Raw genomic sequence first — 18,192 nt, forward strand, 5'->3', positions numbered from 1 at the left:
ATCAAGCGGCTGAATACACCTGAAATCATGGAGGAATTAGCGGATGAACAAGAATAGAAAGACTCTGGCAACTGTACTCGCAGCGACCACTCTTATTGTTACGACCTTGTCAGGCTGCAGCGGCGGGAAATCAGCGGGAAATGTTGCAGGTGAAGCGAACGGTGGAGCTGCTAATTCAGGCACCAACAGCGAGCAGGTAACGATCACTCATTACACCATTGACTCTGAAGACCGCACATTTATCGAGAAGCTGATCCCGGAATTTGAGAAGGAACATCCGAACATTAAGGTCAAAGTGGAAAAAGCCCCGTACGAGCAGTTTGACAGCAAGCTGCAGACTCTAATCGCCGGAGGCAAATCACCGGATGTGACCAGCCACTATGGCTACGGCGGGTTTGCTGAATACTACAACAAAGATATGCTGTTTGATATGACCGATCTGATCAAGGAGGACGGCTTCAAAGCAGCGGATTATAATATTCCTGATGATCTGATGAAGATCTATACCGTAAAAGACCATACCTACGGCATTCCAGTCAATATGTACGTTACTCTGATGCTGTATAACAAGGATATGTTCGATGCGGCACAATTGTCCTACCCGCCAAGCGATTACGAGGATAAGAGCTGGACATTTGCTGCAATGGTGGACAAAGCCAAGAAAATGACCGTGGTCTCCGATAATATCGCCAAAACACAATACGGTGTCGACTTCACATGGGCAGAACGCGATATGCGGCCGTTATATTTTGGAGCTGAGCCTTACTCCGAGGATACGTGGACTAACGGTGGTGTGCCCTCCGAGACCCATTTTGACTCTCCCAAAGTCATTGCCGCTTACCAAAAATTGTTTGATCTGATCTTCAAGGATAAGGTGTCGCCGAACTCTGAATGGAGCAAAAGCGTAGCGGGTCAGAACGGTGATCCCTTTGTTGCTGGCAAAATCGGCATGTCCATCGGCGGCTCCTGGAACCTGGCTGGCGCCAATGATTTTCCGTTCAAAATCGGCGTAGCCGCAGTGCCTTGGGGCGGCAACGATAAGGTACGGAGTACACTGTATGTCGATCCGCTGCTTATACTGAAGGATTCGAAGCATCCGAAGGAAGCTTTTGAATGGATCAAATATCTACTAACAACTGATGTGCAGGAGAAATCCATTGAACTGAGCGGCGGCAACCCTCCGGTCAATACCGAAGCGGCAGAAGTCTACTATAAACACTTTGAGGGCATTGATCCGGCAGATGTGAAAAAAGTGTACGAAGGTGCTATCAAATACGGCTATGAATCCTACAACCATTTGATCACCAACTACTCGCAAATCAATGACATGTTCATTAATGAAATACAACCCGTCGAAACCGGACATAAGACGTTGGAAGAGGTCATGCCAGTGATTCAGAAGAAAGTAACCGAGATCATCAAACGCTAATAAACACAGAGGTTGTTGGATATGCATACCGTCCCTTAGTGGACGGTATTACCTGCTTGAAATCATACGTTTAGCGGACCCCCGGCCAACCCTGTATACTAAAGGTAGAATAGAAGTTCGGAAAATCTGCCGCAAGGAGCACTAGCGATGAAAGTGAGTATTTTTGATGTAGCCAAAAGATCTGGAATGTCCGTCGTTACCGTATCACGAGTATTAAACGGAGCTCCATCGGTAAGGGAGAAGAACCGACAGAAGGTGCTCGATGCGATGAAAGAGCTGGATTATCGCCCGAATGCAGCTGCACGCAGCCTCGCAAGCGGCAAGACCGGCATCATCGGCCTGATTGTCACCACGCTGCAGGATTCCTTTTTTGATGCGGTGGTTAAAGAGCTGAATGAGGTGCTGGCCCTGCACGGCTATTTTCTAGCCATATCCATATCCACAGGCATCGGATCAGATGACAACCACTACCTGATTCAAGAGGATCGCGTAGATGGACTAATCCTGCTCTCCCCGATGGAAGAAGATAATTATATTGTGGAATTAAAGCGGCGGGGTATCCCTTACGTGCTGATTGATAACCAGAAGCCTGAGAATGACACCTTCTCAATCACGATAGACAACTTCAAGGGTGGATACGCGGCTGCCAGCCATCTACTGGAGCAGGGACATACCTCCATCGCCCATCTATGTGGACAGGAAATGTTCCGGAGTACGCGGGAGCGTCGCAGTGGATTCCTACAAGCGCTTCAGGAAAAGGAGCTTATCCCATTTGAAATTGTGCACGGCGAGTTTGACATCGGAATGGGCTACAGCACCTGCAAACGCTGGCTGAAGCAGGGGACACTGCCGACAGCAGTATTTGCCGGTGATGACAACATTGCCCTGGGCGTTATTAACGCTCTGATGGAGGAAGGCATTCGCGTGCCGGAACAGGTAGCCGTCGTTGGCTACGATGATCACTATATTGCTTCCCAGCTTCATCCGCATCTGACCACCCTGCGCCAACCTGCCGACAAGATTGCACTCGCAGCCACGACTATGCTGCTCAGCCGCATCTCGGGCAAGATGAAGCGCGGGTCCAGCATACGGATTGACCCAGAGCTTATCATACGTGAATCTACCTCTAGCAAGTAGATCCATTCCCTTTTTCATATTATATACATTAGGAGTGACGACCATTGACTTACTACTTGGGGATCGATGGGGGAGGAACCAAAACCTACGCTCTGCTGAGCGATGAATACGGCAATGTGCTCGGCACAGGCAGGAGCGGCAACGGCAACCACCAGACGGGGGGCGCTGAAGCCGCACACAGTATTCAGGAGGCTACGTTCGAGGCCTTAGCTGAAGCCGGACTCCAATTGGAGGACATCCAGCATGCCTACCTAGGGCTTGCGGGTGCCGACCGTGAAGCGGATTATAACATCCTCCATCCGATGATACGCAAGATCGGGTTTACCCAATACACCATTAACTGTGACACGATCATTGGTCTGCGCGCCGGTACGAACCGTTCTTATGGTATCGCTCTCATCTGTGGTACAGGCACGAATGCGGCCGGTCGAAATCCACAGGGACAGCATTATCAATGCGGAGGTTTTGATTACATGTACGGGGATTTCGGCGGGGGCGGCTCCCTTAACATTGAAGTCTTCCGCTCGGTCATCCGCGCTTGGGATGGACGGGAGCAACCCACCTTACTGACCGGACTGTTATTGAAGCTACTTGGCTATGAACGAGTTGACGTCTTGTTCAACGATTTTCTCGATCACGGCAAGCAAGTGCCCGTAGATGCGGCCCGCTTACTGTTCGAAGCGGCCGCCGAAGATGATGCCGTAGCTCTGGAGATTCTGCAGCGACAAGGTGTAGAGCTGGGTAAGTCGGCAGTGGCCGTCATACACAGACTAGGCATGCAGAAGGAAACCTTCGACGTAGTTCTGGCTGGAAGCCTGCTAACCCGAGGTGACCGCGGCTGGATTCGCCCACTGATCGAGCAGGCTGTACTTGCCGCTGCCCCTCAGGCTACAGTTGTTACCCTAACCACAGAGCCCGTAGTCGGTGCCGTATGGTCTGCCATGGAGTACGGCGGGATAAGTATTAGTGAAGAAGTATATGAGAACATGCGAGTTTATCAAGATTTCGCAGCTATTCAACCCATGATTAAGACAGGAGTGATTGATCTTGACAACTAAACAAGGACTTAAGATTGCCGTCATCGGCGGAGGCTCTTCCTATACACCGGAATTGGTAGAGGGCTTCATTCAGCACTATAAGGAACTGCCGGTTCGAGAGCTCTGGCTTGTCGATATTGAACCCGGACAACGCAAGCTGAACATTGTAGGTAATCTGGCGAAACGAATGGTAGAGAAATCGGGACTCCCGATTGAAATTCATCTGACGACTGACCGCCGCCAAGCCATTGCTGGCGCAGATTTTGTCAGTACACAGATCCGTGTAGGGATGCTGGATGCTCGTGCTCGTGATGAGTCTATACCGCTCAAATATGGTGTCATCGGCCAAGAAACAACTGGCCCTGGCGGGATGATGAAGGCGCTGCGCACAATACCCGTAATCTTAGGCATCTGCCGCGATATCGAGGAGCTGGCCCCCAATGCCTGGCTGCTCAATTTCACCAACCCGGCAGGTATGGTCACCGAGGCTGTTCTGAGATATTCCACCGTAAAGAGCATCGGTCTGTGCAATGCCCCTATCGGTCTAATCAAGCAAGTATCGGCCAAATACAGCGTCGCACCCGACCGCGTATATGCTGAATTCGTCGGCCTTAATCATCTGCACTGGATCACACGCATTGATGTTGAAGGAGAAGACAAGCTGGATGACATGCTCGCGGATACCACCAGCTATAGTGCCAAGAACGTTCCCGCTCGGGAGTGGAACCCCGAATTTCTGCAGTCCCTTCATGCCCTGCCTTCCTACTATTTGAAATATTTCTATATGACCGATGCCATGCTGGCAGAGCAGTTGGAAGCCTTCAAACAAGGCGAGAACCGGGCCAAGGTCGTCAAACGCGTGGAAGAAGAGCTATTCGAGCTCTACAGTGATCCCAATTTAAAAGATAAGCCACAGCAGCTGGAGCAGCGTGGTGGAGCCTTTTATTCCGAGGCCGCAGTTAATCTGATGAGATCACTATACAACGGCACGAACGATATCCAGACCCTCAATGTCGCCAACCGCGGCATCTTGGACTTTCTGCCTGACGATGCGAGCATTGAGGTCAACTGTGTGGTCACCAAGACTGGACCCCTGCCCTTGCCGCTAACCAAGATTCCACCTATGGCAAAGGGACTCATCCATGCCGTCAAAACCTACGAACAGCTGGCCATTGACGCCGCTGTAACCGGAGACCGCAGCCTGGCCATCCAAGCCTTGGCCCATCATCCACTCGTCCCGTCCGTCGAGATCGCGATTCTTATGCTGGATGAGATGCTGGAAGCCAATAAAGAGTATTTGCCGAATTTTTTTGGGCCAGTGGCTAGCGTTTAATTACTTACTTTCAACAGAAAAGGCAGCTCTATCTCAAAAATCAGGGGTGACCCAGTGAACCGGACTGAGGAGCCCCTATTTGTTCGAAATCAGCTGATTTGAGAATTTGACGGACACCAGGGACGTTATTGATCTAATTTCTTCTCATTAGAAAATGGTTTTACTTCAATAACGTCTTCTGAGTCCGCTTCTTGTTCACCTACCCCCCTCAAAAGTGAAATAGCGGTGCTACAGTCCGCCAAATATGAACTTCCACTATTCTGGCTTTGTATGTTTGCCCCGTTGTTCGTTCGCTCGAATTAGTCAGCCGCGAAATCAACCGCAGGCTTATTTCAGAAATGAAATCGCCTGATGAGTCCGTCCCAGCTTAGCAATGGTTTCCTCATATTGGGTAGAAGCATATGCAAAAAATAAGATATCAATCACCACCAGTTGAGCCAACCGCGAACTGGTTGCTCCACTTCGCAGCGTAGCTTCAGGCGCCAGCGGTGTATACAGCATCATATCCGCCAATTCGGATATCTTGTGACTGCCAAATCGGGACAAACCAATAGACCGGACACCATATTGCTTCGCCACTCGAAACAGCTGAACTACCTCTCTAGTGTTCCCGCTGTAAGAGACACCCATAAATAGAGCATGAGGCGGAGCACTTGCCAGCGCTGCGGCAATGACATGCTCGTCCTGCAGGGCGAATGCCTGTTTACCAAGACGCAGCCACTTCTGAGCGGCATCGGCGGCCACGATGGCCGAAGCTCCGACACCATACATATAAATTACCGAGGCTTCATCAAAGCTCCGCACCACTTGCTCGATCATTTCCGGCTGTACATGCAGCACGGTATCTTGAATCGCCTGCAGGCTGTTCGAGACCGTTTTGCGAATGACATTAGGCACTGTTTCTTCAGGCTCGATATCGTAATACCCTGGCATTTGTGGTTTGGCATTATCGACGGAGAGGCGGACCTTTAAATCCGGGAACCCCGTCAATCCAAGCGAACGGCACAGCCGGGTAATCGCAGCTGCACTCGTTCCCGCCTTCTCTGCAAGCGCATGAATACTCAGCTTGGAGACTTCCTCAGGCTCGTCCAACATATAGCTGGCTGCCTTACGTTCCGATTCCGGCAGCTGTGTCAGCATACTCTTCATTTGCACCACGATGCTTCCCGTCATTTCAATCCCCCTTCTCCATGCAAAAACGGGCGGTTAATCCCCGCCCGTTCTGACAGATAAGATTAGGCGGCGTCTTACAGGAACCCACCTAATCCTCAGCAGTTATTATTCTTCTTTATTATGCTCTACAAGCATCTGTTTTGTAAAACCGAAGAAGTAGGTTAACACAAATCCGGCGATATAAGAGATGACTAATCCTGACAAGTACACTAGCATCGTAGCCCCAAAGCCCATTGGACCCTTAAGAAGAGGAATCAGGACTAGACCCGATGGACCTATCGCCACAGTTCCGACAAACCGCTCCGTCATGGCGAACAGACCTAGTAAGGCTCCGCCGAAGCCACCGCCCAGACAGGCTGTGATAAAAGGTCGTCCGAGGGGCAAGCTTACTCCGTAGATCAGCGGCTCACCGATCCCAAGAAACCCAACCGGCAGCGCTCCCTTAATCATATTGCGCAATCTCGAATTATGATTCAGCTTAACATAGATGGCAATAGCCGATCCAACCTGGCCTGCTCCCGCCATCGCCAGAATGGGAAGCAGCGCCGTATACCCGACCTGAGTGATTAATTCCGCGTGAATAGGAATGAGTGCCTGATGCAGTCCGAACATGACCAGCGGCAGGAATAACGAGGCAAGCACGAACCCCGCCAAAGGGCCACCATGGGCCAACAGCCAGATGGTAACGTCACCGATCCCTTGAGAAATAATACCGCTTACCGGCATCAAGAAGAATACCGTCAATAGACCAACGACAAGGAGCGAGAGTGTCGGTGTCACAATAATATCAATAGCAGCCGGAACCCGTTTACGCAGATATTTCTCCAGAACCGATAGCAATCCTGCTGCAAGAATCGCACCAATAATCCCGCCCTGGCCTGCGTTCAATTTAATCTCACCGAAGAAAGGATAGATATAAGAAATATTAGCTACCGCAGGGGCAACAATGATCGCGGCGACCGCCCCACCAAGCGCTGGTGTTCCACCAAATTCCTTGGCCGCATTAATACCGGCAAAAATCGTTAGATAACCGAAAAAGGCAGAGCCAATAACCCCCAAGATAGGCTGCAGGGTAACCACCCAATCAGCGGCATTCCCCGACGTAATCAGATTGTTCAGCAGTCCGGCAATCCCGTTAATAATCCCCGCACCGACAAGGGCCGGAATCAGCGGGATAAAGATATTACCGATTTTCCGCAAAAAGTTTTTAAAGGGCGTATTATTTTTCTTTTTCAACTCAGACTTGATATCAGTACTTTCCTGAATCTTCGTCCCTGCGCCCGAATCATTCACAGCTCCGATTTGGATCAGCTTCCCGAATTCTTCTGCCACCTTGCTGACAACGCCCGGCCCGAGAATGATTTGATAGGTTTCATCATCTACTACGCCGAGTACTCCCTCCACCTTCTTCAAACCAACTTCGTTGATTTGGCCGTGATCTTTAATGGAGACACGCAGCCTGGTCATGCAATTCGTGAACTCTCCAACATTCCCAGTCCCACCAATAGAATTCAGGATCTCTTGGGCCATTACTTCATACTTGTTCATCCTCTTAGCCTCCTGTGCTCACGTTTATGAATCTTACGCTTGTTGTACTGCAGGCCCGATAAAGCCCTTAGTTAGCTCCAATTTCTCTTGGGCTTCCGTATACGTACAGCCTGTCAGAATCATCAGAATGGCCAGCTTTGGCTTGCGCCCCGCCAACTCCAAGGTTGTCTCTGCTGTCGGAAGGTCGCAAGAAGTCGCTTCCATAATAATTCGTTTGGCCCGTTCGACCAATTTCTCGTTCGAGAGCTGAACATCAACCATTAAATTTCCATAGACCTTGCCGAGTCCAATCATCGCGGCTGTGGACAGCATGTTACACACCAGTTTTTGTGAGGTACCCGCCTTCAATCGGGTGGATCCGGTCAGCACTTCAGGCCCATTTTCAATTTCAATGCTGATGTCTGCCTTGTGGCTGATTTCAGCATCTTTGTTACAGCTAATACTGATCGTCACTGCCCCCAAGCTTCTTGCATAGGCAAGACCCCCGATCACATACGGTGTTCTTCCACTGGCAGCAATCCCAACAACAGCATCTTTCGCCGTAAGATTAATGCTCTGTAAATCCGTAACTCCCAGTTCTTCCCGATCCTCTGCACCTTCCACCGCTTTGATAAAAGCATTGCTCCCGCCAGCAATCAGGCCCACAACCATCTCCGGAGATGTTCCAAAGGTAGGTGGACATTCAACAGCATCCAGCAGTCCAATCCGCCCACTCGTACCGGCCCCCATATAAATAAGACGTCCTCCCTGGCGCAGTGACTCCGTAATGGCCGTAACCGCTTGCGCTATATTAGGGATTTGTTCTTTAACCGCACCAGCTACTTTGGCATCCTCGTCGTTCATCACGGTAAGCAGCTCTGTAACACTCATCTGATCCAAATGCATCGTACGTTGATTTCTTCTTTCGGTCGTCAGGTTCTCTAACATATTGAAAAACTCCTTTGATGTAATAAATTCTCTATACTTCGTATTGTAGTAGTTTTGATATAATATTTCAACATATATTTTATTTATTAAAATAATATATCATTACATGACGTGTCATATCACACAGTGATCGCTGTGTTTAGTCCTATCCTGTTAGTTGCTATTTCATTTTTTCCAAGGTAGATGTTGGATATTCCTAACTCAAGACACACCAAGAAGAAACGGCTTTGCCGTCCTTTATATGGACGGCACCCGTTTCTTCGAGAAATAGAAGAATAGATGATTGCTTGTTGACATAGTACGCTTATATTTCAAAAAAACAGGCCCACCAGAAATTTCTGGCTGACCTGTTTATGCGAAAAGACGACTGCTTCCCTAGCTACAATGTGCACAGTGGAATGACCCGAGCTGCCAACTTAAAGGGAGTTGCGATAAATCGCCAGAACATCCTCTTTCTGCAGCTTCTTAATCTCGCCGAATGGACCTTTTGCCATTGCTTTGTCGGCCATAACATCCAACTGATCATCTCCGATCAGACAATCCTCAAGCCGGTTCGGAGCCCCAATGGAATCCCAGAAGGCACGTAATGCTTGTATGCCTTCTTGTGCCGTTTCCCGAGCTGTCTTATGGACAGGATCAACTCCGAACACTTGAACAGCCATTTGTTGAAATCGGCCAAGACCCTCGTCTATTACATGCTCCATCCAATTAGGGAACAGAATGGCAAGACCCGCCCCGTGCGCGATATCGTATACCGCGCTGACCGCATGCTCAATGTTATGTGTGGCCCAATCTCCATCTGTCCCCATCGCTAGCGTACCATTTAACGCCATTGTTCCAGCATAGAGAATGGTTTCCCGAGCTTCATAATCATCCAAATTGTCCAACAGCTTTGGTGCTGTTGTAATTACAGTTCGGAGCATTGCTTCGCATAAGCTGTCTTGGATCGGTGAGTTAGCCGTGTGATGGAAATATTGCTCGAATATGTGCGACATGATATCCACGATACCATTAATAGTCTGATCTTTAGGGACTGAGAACGTAAATTCTGGGTCCAGAATGGAGAATTGCGGGTAATTAAAATGGGCCCACCAACCATTCTTCTCCTTGGTCTCCCAGTTGGTGATGACAGAGGCAGCATTCATCTCTGATCCAGTAGCTGCCAACGTCAGGACCGTTCCATAAGATAATGCAGACTCCGGATAGATTTTCTTGCTGATGATATCCCATACCTCCCCGTCATACTTGACACCAACGGCAATGGCCTTAACGCAGTCTATGACACTTCCGCCCCCGACAGCGAGAATAAAATCGATATCATTGGCCTTGCAGAGTGCAATACCACTATGTACAGTTGTCAGCCGCGGATTCGGTTCAACTCCACCCAGTTCGAAGACAACCGCACCGATACCGTTCAATTGCTCCATCACACCATCATATACGCCGTTTCGCTTAATGCTTCCACCACCATAAACTACCAACACTCTTTTGCCAAAGGACTTCAAGTGACTACCAAGCTGACTGAGCGTTCCTCGTCCAAATATAAGCTGCGTCGGATTATAGTGCTCGAAAGTATTCATTGTTCTTTGCCTCCTCATGGGTTGTTTTATGTCATGTTACCTTACGTATATTAGGTATTTTCTAATTATCCACATCAAGAATATATACTCAGATCAAATAACTGTCAATAATAATCTATTTACAATCATTTATTATCATTTATCGTTCAATATTGATCATTCAAAAATATAAGGATACACTTCACTCCTCCTTGCTGCTTACTACGAAATGGGGCTGTCCCATAAGCCATGAAGTGGCTGCTTGGGACACCCCTTGTCTTTGGAGTCAGTTAAACGGTTGTGCTTGTGAGGACGCTTTCGCGACCGGACCGTTGCTCCAATCGCTGTTGTGTCCAGTTTTTTTGAATTCCCCTTAGCGGTGAAAATCCGGACACAGCATATGCTTTCGAAGCGAGCTTTCCTTCAGAAAGCTTTCGGGCGACCGCTACCGTTTTTCCGCAATCAGTCCGTCCTCTCCGCTGGTTTCAGCGGGAAGAGCAGATTCAAGAAGGCAGAGACCTGGCTGAACTCGGCGAAGGAACCCAATCCGGCGAGAAATTAGAAACCGCCATTCAATAGCTGGAAGCTCAGCTCCAGGAGAAACCGGAAGATAAACCACTGAAGAAAGCGGTACGTCAGTTCCGCAAGGATCTAATTCCGCGCCTGAAAAAATACGAACAATATCAGGAAACACTGGGGAGTCGAAACAGCTTTAGCAAGACGGATTCGGACGCCACCTAGGAAGATTGCCTAAAACGCTCATCGCCGATGCAGGGTATGGAAGCGAAGAAAATTATGCTTATTTGGAACAGGAACAAATCCAAGAAGTTGTTAAGTATAGCAGCTACCACAAAGAGAAAAGTAAAGCCTCGAGAAGCCAGATCGGAAAGATCGAAAACTGGAGTTACGACGAGGAGCAAGATACGTGGACCTGTAAGGCTGGACGAACTCTTCATTATCGCTACGAGAGCAAAGAAAAAACGGAAAGTGGATACGAAATTCACAAACGTCATTACCAAAGTGCAAGTTGTGAAGACTGCCCACTGAAATCCAGCTGTACGAAGGCGGCGGGAAACCGGGAAGTCACCGTCAGTATGGCAGCCCTGCGTTACCGAAATCAGGCCAGGAAGCTATTGCGAAGCGAGGAAGGATATGTGCTTGCGATTCGGAGAATGACGGAACCGGAAAGTGTGTTTGGGCAACTGAAGAACAACCGGGGATTCCGGCGTTTCCTGCTTCGAGAGTTGTCAAAAGTGACGCTCGAAGTCGGGTGGCTTACGCTTGCCCATAACCTGCTAAAGCAGGCCACTACGGATCAAAAACGAAAACCAGCCAGTCTCCAATAACCCGGAAACTGGCTCGTTTTTTAACTTTTACAGCTTTGAAGTGTCAAAAGACTGTCTCATACGTGAAAAATATCTTCTTTTGGGACAGCCCTATTTTCAACAAGTTTAAATCACTTGGTGCTGAACCCACTTCTCCCCCCAGAAACGCTTGAGGAAAATAGCACCCCTGATTCCCCATTCGCAATTCATCGCTAACCAGACACCCAGGATGCCCATATGAAGTACGATTCCTAGAATATACCCCAGCACTACGCGAAACAGCCACATAGACAGCATGGACACGATCGACGTAAACTTGGCATCTCCCGCTGCTCTAAGCGCCGATGGTGTAATGAAGCTTACGGCCCACAGTGGGATTTGAGCGAGTGTATTGATGAGCAGGATTAGGAAGATATCTCCCACTATGTCATCCGGTGGATGAAACAGCGACACGAGCGGATAGAAAAAAGGCAAGACGAGCAGGCCCATGAAGACAAAAGAAGCCGATGCCAACACGAGAAAGGATTTGGTAAATTTTCGGGCATCCTTAACATTTCGTTGTCCCATACATTGACCCACAACCGTAATCACTGTCAAAGACAGCGCATTAGCGGGAATTTGCATCACCCCAGCCAAGGAAGAGAGAATCGCATTAGTTGCAATAGCATAAGTACCCAAGCTAACAATGAAGATTTGGGTCAGGATTTTGCCACCATTAAAGAACATTTGCTCAGCCGCAAACGGTAAGCCGATAAACATTATTCTTTTGAGCATCGACCAGTTCAGCACCAGCATATCCCGAAGCTTTACTTGCAGATTGTTGTCCAGCCGCAGCAGATAAAAGATCGCGCAACCCGCGGCCAAATATCTGGATACATTTGCAGAAATCGCCATGCCCAGCACACTCATATGCAGAACATTAATAAATACGACGTTTAACAGAACATAAGTCAGATTCATAATCAGAGACAGCATCAGCGATGCTTTCATTCTCCCGATTCCGCGCAGGGCACCACATACTGCCTCTACGACAGCTATACCCAGATAGGATAAACAGCTCCCGATCAGATACGTTCGGGCATGGACCATGACATCCGGAGAAGCCGCTCCAAACAACAGATTTAATAGCGAATTATGAAACAATATCCCAAATACACCGATGCAAATGGCCAGCAGCGAAACTGAGGATACGGTACCTGCAGTGGCTTTTGATACCATCGGATTGTTGCCACTGCCTTTGTACTGAGCAACAACAACTGTTCCACCTGTCGACACGGCAATAAACACACTTATGAGAAAAATATTCAGGGAGTCTATCATATTCACCGCGCTGATAGCCGCTACTCCCGATGAGCTAATCATAGCCGTATTCACGAGATTTAAGCCCACCAGAAAGGCTTGATCAATTAGTAGGGGTATAAAAAGCGCGATAATCTGGTGATAATCAATCGATTCTCCAGAAAAATATTTTTCAAGAAACCGTTGGCTCTGTTTAATATTTAGGTTTGGCTCTAGCATACCTTCACTTCTTTTAGGTTTGACTTTGTCGTAATCTTTAAATCAGACGATGCTGATACCATTTCTCGCCCAGGAAACGCTTGATAAAGATCGCTCCCCTAATGCCCCATTCACAGTTCATCGCCAGCCATACCCCAAGGAGGCCCATATCCAGAACAATACCCAGTACATACCCAAGCACTACGCGGAAGAGCCACATGGACAGCATAGAGACCATCGAAGTGAACTTGGAATCTCCAGCCGCTCTGAGTCCAGAAGGCGTAATGAAGCTGAGAGACCATAGCGGAATTTGGGCAATGGCATTGATGAGTACAATGGTGAAGATTTCACCCACAATCTCCGCAGGCGGATGGAACAACGAAAGAATGGGATGGAACAGCGGCATGATCAGCAGCGTCATCAGTACGAACGAGGCCGAGGACAGCAGCAGAAACGACTTGACGAACTTCCGGGCATCCTTGATATTCCGCCTTCCCATACATTGACCAACAACCGTAATCAGCGTCAGAGAAAGCGCACCGGCAGGAACCTGCATGAGCCCGGCAAAAGTTGAAGCGATCGCATTGGCGGCAATTGCATACGTACCCAGACTGACAATGAAGATTTGGGTCAGAATTTTGCCCCCATTGAAGAAAACTTGTTCAGCCGCAAAGGGCACACCGATAAACATTATTTTTTTGAGCATCGTTATCTTAATTACAAATAGATCGCGAAGACGGATATGAAGGCTGGCGTCCAGCCGGAACAAGTAATAAAGAGCACATATCGCACCTAAATACCGGGCTACATTAATCGAAATAGTCATGCCCAGCACACCCATGTGCAGCAGCGTAATAAATACGATATTCAACACAACATAGGCCAAATTCATAATCAGTGACAGCATAAGCGACGCTCGCGTTCTGCCAATTCCACGCAGAGCACCGCATACCGCCTGAACCACGGCAATCCCCAGATAGGAAATGGAGCTCCCAATCAGATATGTCCGGGCATTGTCCATGACATCCGTTGAAGCGGCACCGAACAGCAGATTCAGTAGGGGATTATGAAATAATATGCCTACCAAACCGATGGCCAAAGCTATCAAAGATACGGAGGACACCGCCCCGGCGGTTGCATGGGATACCATAGAATCATTGCCGCTGCCCTTATACTGGGCTACAACCACTGTCCCCCCCGTTGCCACCGCTACAAATATACTAATCATAAAAATATTAAGCGAATCAATCATATTCACTGCACTGATTGCCGCCACGCCGGATGAGCTAATCATAGCCGTATTCACGAGATTCAACCCTACGATAAAGGCCTGATCAACCAAAATCGGTATAAAAAGCGCAACAATCTCGCGGTAATCCATAGATTCCCCAGAGAAATGTTTATTCAGAAAACGGCTGCTTGGCTTCATCCTTGCAATAACAGGCTCCATCTATATTCACTTCTTCCACATTGGATTTTGATGCATGAAAGAATAGGCATATAAACAGAAAAAGACCCTTCAGGCTGAAGAGCGACAGAAGAGCTTACCTTGCAAATATCAAATTGCGTATGCGGTCGAGAGGACTCGAACCTCCACGATATTGCTACCACACGGACCTGAACCGTGCGCGTCTGCCAATTCCGCCACGACCGCAAAGTAATAAGGTAAATATAATAACATACAAAAGTGAATATAGCACGATTCCTTCGAAAGGACAATATGAGCTTGGGCATTATTATCGTAAAAGATAGCTATGCTCATGCACAAGCAGGACCTGTTGATCTGAGTAATATAGAGTAAATAAACAACGAGGTGAGGTACGAATGGTAAATTCAACAAAGATCCGTAAGCGGGCAAAACAACTGCACGGCCGACCCGTCTGCATCACGCTGCACGATGGACGTTCATATGTAGGCTATATAAGCGGATTTGAAAAGAACGCTTTGATCCTTTCCAGACCCAGACCAAACACGGGCAAGAACACTAAAAAGAGTTCCTCCGTTCGTTCACAGAAAGCCGACGTCTCTGGATTTATGCCGCTAATCGGATCTCTTTTGGGAGGTTCCGGGGCTGGAGCTGCCGGTGGTGCGGGATTTGGCCCCTTTCGCTTCTTCGGAATGATACAGAAAGCTATACCGGTGATGAGGATGGGCTACGGTATGATCAAGTCCATTCGACCTTTTCTGGGTGGACTGAAGGGATTAATGGGATAGGAATAAAAAAAGGTGCTCCGCTCTCATCCGTTGATGATAAGCAAAGCACCCTTGAAATATCTAAAGAATTAAGACACTTGCTGCAGCGTACGGTAGATAATAACTGCCGCCTGAGCACGATTAGCAATGCCCTTCGGAGCAAATTTCGCGGCCTCTACTCCGCTGACAATCCCCATATTAGTCAACTGCGCAACAGCTTCCAGTGCGTAAGGAGCGATATTAGCTTTGTCTGCAAACTTGATCAGTGCAGCACTATTATCAATCGGCTGCAGTTGACCTTTCAGAGCGTTCGCAACCATAATCGCCATCTCTTCTCGGGTAATTTCACGACCCGGTTCAAACTTTCCGTTCCCGGAGCCTTTTACAAAGCCAGCCTTAACCGCAATAGCTATAGAGTCCGTATACCAGACGTTTGATTTAACGTCACTAAACGCGCTGGCTGCACCGGAATCTGTCAGATTCATGGCACGAACCAGCATGGTAACGAATTCTGCACGAGTTACGTTCTTAAGTGGTGCAAAGTCATTATCGTTAAACCCTTTAATGATACCTTTGGCTGTCAGAGAATCGATAGCCTCTTTAGCCCAAGCTACCTTACCCAAATCATTGAAACTTGGAACCGGATCTCCAGTAGGGGCCGGAGTTGCCGTTGGTGCAGGTGTAGCACTAGGTGCTGCAGTCGCACTAGCTGTCGGTGTTGGCGTTGGCGTCACAATGCCTCCTGGATTCCCTGAAGGTGTCGAAGTTGGTTGGAGAACCCGATTATTGTTGATACGCCCTTCGATACCCGCAGTAATCGCTCCGTAGTTAAACTTCTTCACAATATAAGCGTAGAATACATCCAGATCGATAGGCCCAGCCAAGGAAGCGCTGGCTTCGGTCAAGACTTTGTAGTTATCTCCGCCTGCAGCCATGAAGTTATTCACAACAGCCGTATAATTCTGGCTTGGGTTAATCGGTGTTCCGTCAGCCAATGTAAGGCTGGCGAGGCGTTCAGCAACTGGAAGATACATGTTGGCAGTATATTTCAGACCGGAAATTTGCAGGGTTTTGGTATCTGCAGTTCCGCTGGACGTAACATTCCATTGCTGCTGAAGCAGGGTTTTGATTTGCGCTCCGGTTAAGGTCAATTTTACCAGAGTGTTGCCGAACGGTTGAATTTTGGCTAGATCGCCAAATGTAACGTTACCCTTTGGAAGATCGGCACGGATACCACCCGGATTCATAAAGGCGAAGTCCGCAGCCCCTTTACCGTCGCCAAAATCTGCGGTAAGCATAGCATCGGCTATCAGATTGCCAAGAGCAGATTCATTGTTGTAAGCGTCTGTACGAGTAATGGTTCCGTCTGTCGTCCCTACAGGATTGGTCAGCTCTGGATGCATCTCAAGATATTTGTTAACCAGAGCGACAGTATCTGCATCAGGTGTTACACCTTCCTGGAAGGTAGTTGTAACAACAGCAGATTTACTAGTAACATCTCCCGTTAGTGGGTCAATCAGCAGCTTGATATCCTCAAATGCAGTACCATAGGAATAGGCCTGCACAATCAACTTGCCGTTCACAACGCCGTTGGCTAACGCGTGGTTATCACCGGCAACAATAACGTCAACCGGAGAGTCTGCTGGAAGTGCTTTCGCCAGATCAGCCGCCTCACCCGTTGTAACATCGGCTTTGGTTGAAGCTGGATCATGGGCTAGGACGATAATCGTCTCCACTCCCTGATCCTGAAGTTCCTTGGCATATTTCTCAACCGCTATGACTTCTTCATCAGGAGTCAGGAATCGCACGCCTGCCGTACCGGCAGGTGATACCTTGCTCGGAGTACTCTTCGTTACCAAACCTATAAATCCGATTTTCACACCGCCTACCTCTTTAATTACATAAGGGGCAATGATGGGTTCGCCTGTCGCAATGCTAATCGCATTAGCATTGACGTAAGCAAAGTTAGTACCTGCGTGAGTAACATTGCTGTCCTTCGGATCAACACCGCCATCAAGCTGTGTCATCAACGCTGCAACGCCTTGGTCGAACTCATGATTCCCTAGAGAACCCACATCAAATTTCATATTATTCATCCACTCAATAGTAGGCTCATCGCGCTCAAGCGAAGATACGGGAGCGGATGCGCCTACGGAATCCCCATTATGGAAGAGTAGGGAATTGTCGTGTTTGGCACGAGCTTCTTTCAAATAAGTAGCCAGAATCGCTGCTGTCCCTGCAGGCTTATTGCTAACTGTAGATACGGTGTCCAGCTGACCGTGGAAATCATTGATTCCGATCAGATGGACCTCCACTGGCAGTTTCAAATTATAAATACCGAAACCCTTAATATCTTTCTCACCAGTATCGGTCATATTTGCTGGCAGCACTTTGGCTGCATCGGGTGAAGAGGTAAAGGTAAGATTGACATTGCTCCAAATAGGAGCCAGGGACCAGTTGCCATCCGCTGATGGATCAATGGTACCCACTTCACTGATGTAATCCATCAGAACCTGGCGGTTCTCATCCTGTGAATCCAATATCATCTCAGACCCTTTCACGCCTGGGAAGTTCCCCCCGCCACTAGCGCGGTAGTTGTTAGTCACAACAATGAAGTCCTGATCCAGATCCAATGGCTTACCGTTATAGGTTATTTGCTTCACCCGACTCGATGAAGCATTGTTAACCGTACCGTTTGGATTATATTTCGCAGCCTTCGTCACATCAATGGTGTATCTAATACCGTCAATAACATCGAAGTTATATACGGCAAACGCTGAATTCAGCAGACTTTGCGGTGCGGTGCTATTTTCATCGATAGTATTAAATGCACCCGCACTCATCTCCACCCATTCCTTAACGACAGAGCCTTTAACCTTGATAGCCTTCAGCGTATTGTCGTAGAGATACAGATCGCTTGCGCTCCGAATGGTCAGAGGTCCTTTCTCAATACATTTATCTAACATTAATGCAGTTTAATCTAACAATATCAATCTATGAATTCAAAAAAAACGCAAAAAAAAAGACACCCCTA

At 48.3% G+C, this 18,192-nt stretch carries 12 protein-coding genes, 1 tRNA gene and 1 pseudogene; 6 read left to right on the top strand and 8 right to left on the bottom strand.

Annotated features, from left to right (window positions below; translation table 11 throughout):
* The first annotated feature begins 43 nt into the window (after positions 1 to 43).
* From H1230_RS00255 to H1230_RS00270, 4 genes are all read left to right on the top strand, one after another.
* A complete protein-coding gene (locus H1230_RS00255) occupies positions 44 to 1,429 on the top strand; it encodes an ABC transporter substrate-binding protein (RefSeq protein ID WP_239713722.1) in 1,386 nt (461 codons plus the stop codon).
* Positions 1,430 to 1,576: 147 nt separating this feature from the next.
* Positions 1,577 to 2,566, top strand: a complete 990-nt coding sequence (locus H1230_RS00260; RefSeq protein WP_239713723.1) for a LacI family DNA-binding transcriptional regulator — start codon at positions 1,577 to 1,579, stop codon at positions 2,564 to 2,566.
* A 44-nt stretch (positions 2,567 to 2,610) separates the two neighbouring features.
* The gene (locus H1230_RS00265) at positions 2,611 to 3,624 is read left to right on the top strand and encodes an N-acetylglucosamine kinase (protein WP_239713724.1); all 1,014 of its coding nucleotides are present in this window, start codon (positions 2,611 to 2,613) and stop codon (positions 3,622 to 3,624) included.
* Positions 3,614 to 4,936 (top strand): 6-phospho-beta-glucosidase, encoded by a 1,323-nt coding sequence (locus H1230_RS00270; RefSeq protein WP_239713725.1) that lies wholly within the window; start codon positions 3,614 to 3,616, stop codon positions 4,934 to 4,936. The genes H1230_RS00265 and H1230_RS00270 overlap by 11 nt, the downstream gene beginning before the upstream one ends.
* A 327-nt stretch (positions 4,937 to 5,263) precedes the next feature.
* Here H1230_RS00270 and H1230_RS00275 read toward each other — a convergent pair whose 3' ends face one another.
* The 4 genes from H1230_RS00275 to H1230_RS00290 form a co-directional block, all read right to left on the bottom strand.
* Complete coding sequence (locus H1230_RS00275) at positions 5,264 to 6,109, bottom strand: MurR/RpiR family transcriptional regulator (protein ID WP_239713726.1); 846 nt, start codon at positions 6,107 to 6,109, stop codon at positions 5,264 to 5,266.
* 105 nt (positions 6,110 to 6,214) lie between these two features.
* Complete coding sequence (locus H1230_RS00280) at positions 6,215 to 7,657, bottom strand: PTS transporter subunit EIIC (RefSeq protein ID WP_239713727.1); 1,443 nt, start codon at positions 7,655 to 7,657, stop codon at positions 6,215 to 6,217.
* Positions 7,658 to 7,690: 33 nt separating this feature from the next.
* Positions 7,691 to 8,584 (bottom strand): N-acetylmuramic acid 6-phosphate etherase, encoded by an 894-nt coding sequence (murQ, locus tag H1230_RS00285; protein WP_239713728.1) that lies wholly within the window; start codon positions 8,582 to 8,584, stop codon positions 7,691 to 7,693.
* A 416-nt stretch (positions 8,585 to 9,000) separates the two neighbouring features.
* Positions 9,001 to 10,164, bottom strand: a complete 1,164-nt coding sequence (locus tag H1230_RS00290; protein WP_239713729.1) for an iron-containing alcohol dehydrogenase — start codon at positions 10,162 to 10,164, stop codon at positions 9,001 to 9,003.
* A 465-nt stretch (positions 10,165 to 10,629) separates the two neighbouring features.
* Here H1230_RS00290 and H1230_RS00295 point away from each other — a divergent pair.
* Positions 10,630 to 11,489, top strand: a pseudogene (locus tag H1230_RS00295) (transposase); the annotation flags it as partial.
* Positions 11,490 to 11,594: 105 nt separating this feature from the next.
* On the opposite strand, the gene H1230_RS00300 reads toward H1230_RS00295, so the two are convergent.
* From H1230_RS00300 to H1230_RS00310, 3 genes are all read right to left on the bottom strand, one after another.
* A complete protein-coding gene (locus H1230_RS00300; RefSeq protein WP_239713731.1) occupies positions 11,595 to 12,986 on the bottom strand; it encodes an MATE family efflux transporter in 1,392 nt (463 codons plus the stop codon).
* A gap of 37 nt (positions 12,987 to 13,023) precedes the next feature.
* Positions 13,024 to 14,415 carry an MATE family efflux transporter gene (locus H1230_RS00305; protein ID WP_239713732.1) on the bottom strand — a complete coding sequence of 464 codons (1,392 nt, stop codon included), beginning with the start codon at positions 14,413 to 14,415 and terminating at the stop codon, positions 13,024 to 13,026.
* Positions 14,416 to 14,535: 120 nt separating this feature from the next.
* Positions 14,536 to 14,619 (bottom strand) — tRNA-Leu (locus H1230_RS00310).
* 170 nt (positions 14,620 to 14,789) lie between these two features.
* On the opposite strand from H1230_RS00310, the gene H1230_RS00315 reads away from it, so the two are divergent.
* Entirely contained in the window at positions 14,790 to 15,179 is a 390-nt protein-coding gene (locus H1230_RS00315) for a hypothetical protein (RefSeq protein WP_239713733.1), read from the top strand.
* Positions 15,180 to 15,247: 68 nt separating this feature from the next.
* On the opposite strand, the gene H1230_RS00320 is transcribed toward H1230_RS00315, so the two are convergent.
* Positions 15,248 to 18,124: a 5'-nucleotidase C-terminal domain-containing protein gene (locus H1230_RS00320; RefSeq protein WP_239713734.1), complete on the bottom strand. Its 2,877-nt coding sequence runs from the start codon at positions 18,122 to 18,124 to the stop codon at positions 15,248 to 15,250.
* Positions 18,125 to 18,192: the final 68 nt, after the last annotated feature.

Origin of the sequence: Paenibacillus sp. 19GGS1-52 (assembly GCF_022369515.1) — a bacterium.
In the GTDB taxonomy this organism is placed as follows: domain Bacteria; phylum Bacillota; class Bacilli; order Paenibacillales; family Paenibacillaceae; genus Paenibacillus_AQ.

Coding starts and splice junctions, on each gene's coding strand:
- H1230_RS00260 (WP_239713723.1), top strand. CDS start 1,577: ATGAAAGTGAGTATTTTTGATGTAGCCAAAAGATCTGGAATGTCCGTC.
- H1230_RS00275 (WP_239713726.1), bottom strand. CDS start 6,109: ATGACGGGAAGCATCGTGGTGCAAATGAAGAGTATGCTGACACAGCTG.
- H1230_RS00280 (WP_239713727.1), bottom strand. CDS start 7,657: ATGAACAAGTATGAAGTAATGGCCCAAGAGATCCTGAATTCTATTGGT.
- murQ (WP_239713728.1), bottom strand. CDS start 8,584: ATGTTAGAGAACCTGACGACCGAAAGAAGAAATCAACGTACGATGCAT.
- H1230_RS00290 (WP_239713729.1), bottom strand. CDS start 10,164: ATGAATACTTTCGAGCACTATAATCCGACGCAGCTTATATTTGGACGA.
- H1230_RS00255 (WP_239713722.1), top strand. CDS start 44: ATGAACAAGAATAGAAAGACTCTGGCAACTGTACTCGCAGCGACCACT.
- H1230_RS00315 (WP_239713733.1), top strand. CDS start 14,790: ATGGTAAATTCAACAAAGATCCGTAAGCGGGCAAAACAACTGCACGGC.
- H1230_RS00320 (WP_239713734.1), bottom strand. CDS start 18,124: ATGTTAGATAAATGTATTGAGAAAGGACCTCTGACCATTCGGAGCGCA.
- H1230_RS00300 (WP_239713731.1), bottom strand. CDS start 12,986: ATGCTAGAGCCAAACCTAAATATTAAACAGAGCCAACGGTTTCTTGAA.
- H1230_RS00305 (WP_239713732.1), bottom strand. CDS start 14,415: ATGGAGCCTGTTATTGCAAGGATGAAGCCAAGCAGCCGTTTTCTGAAT.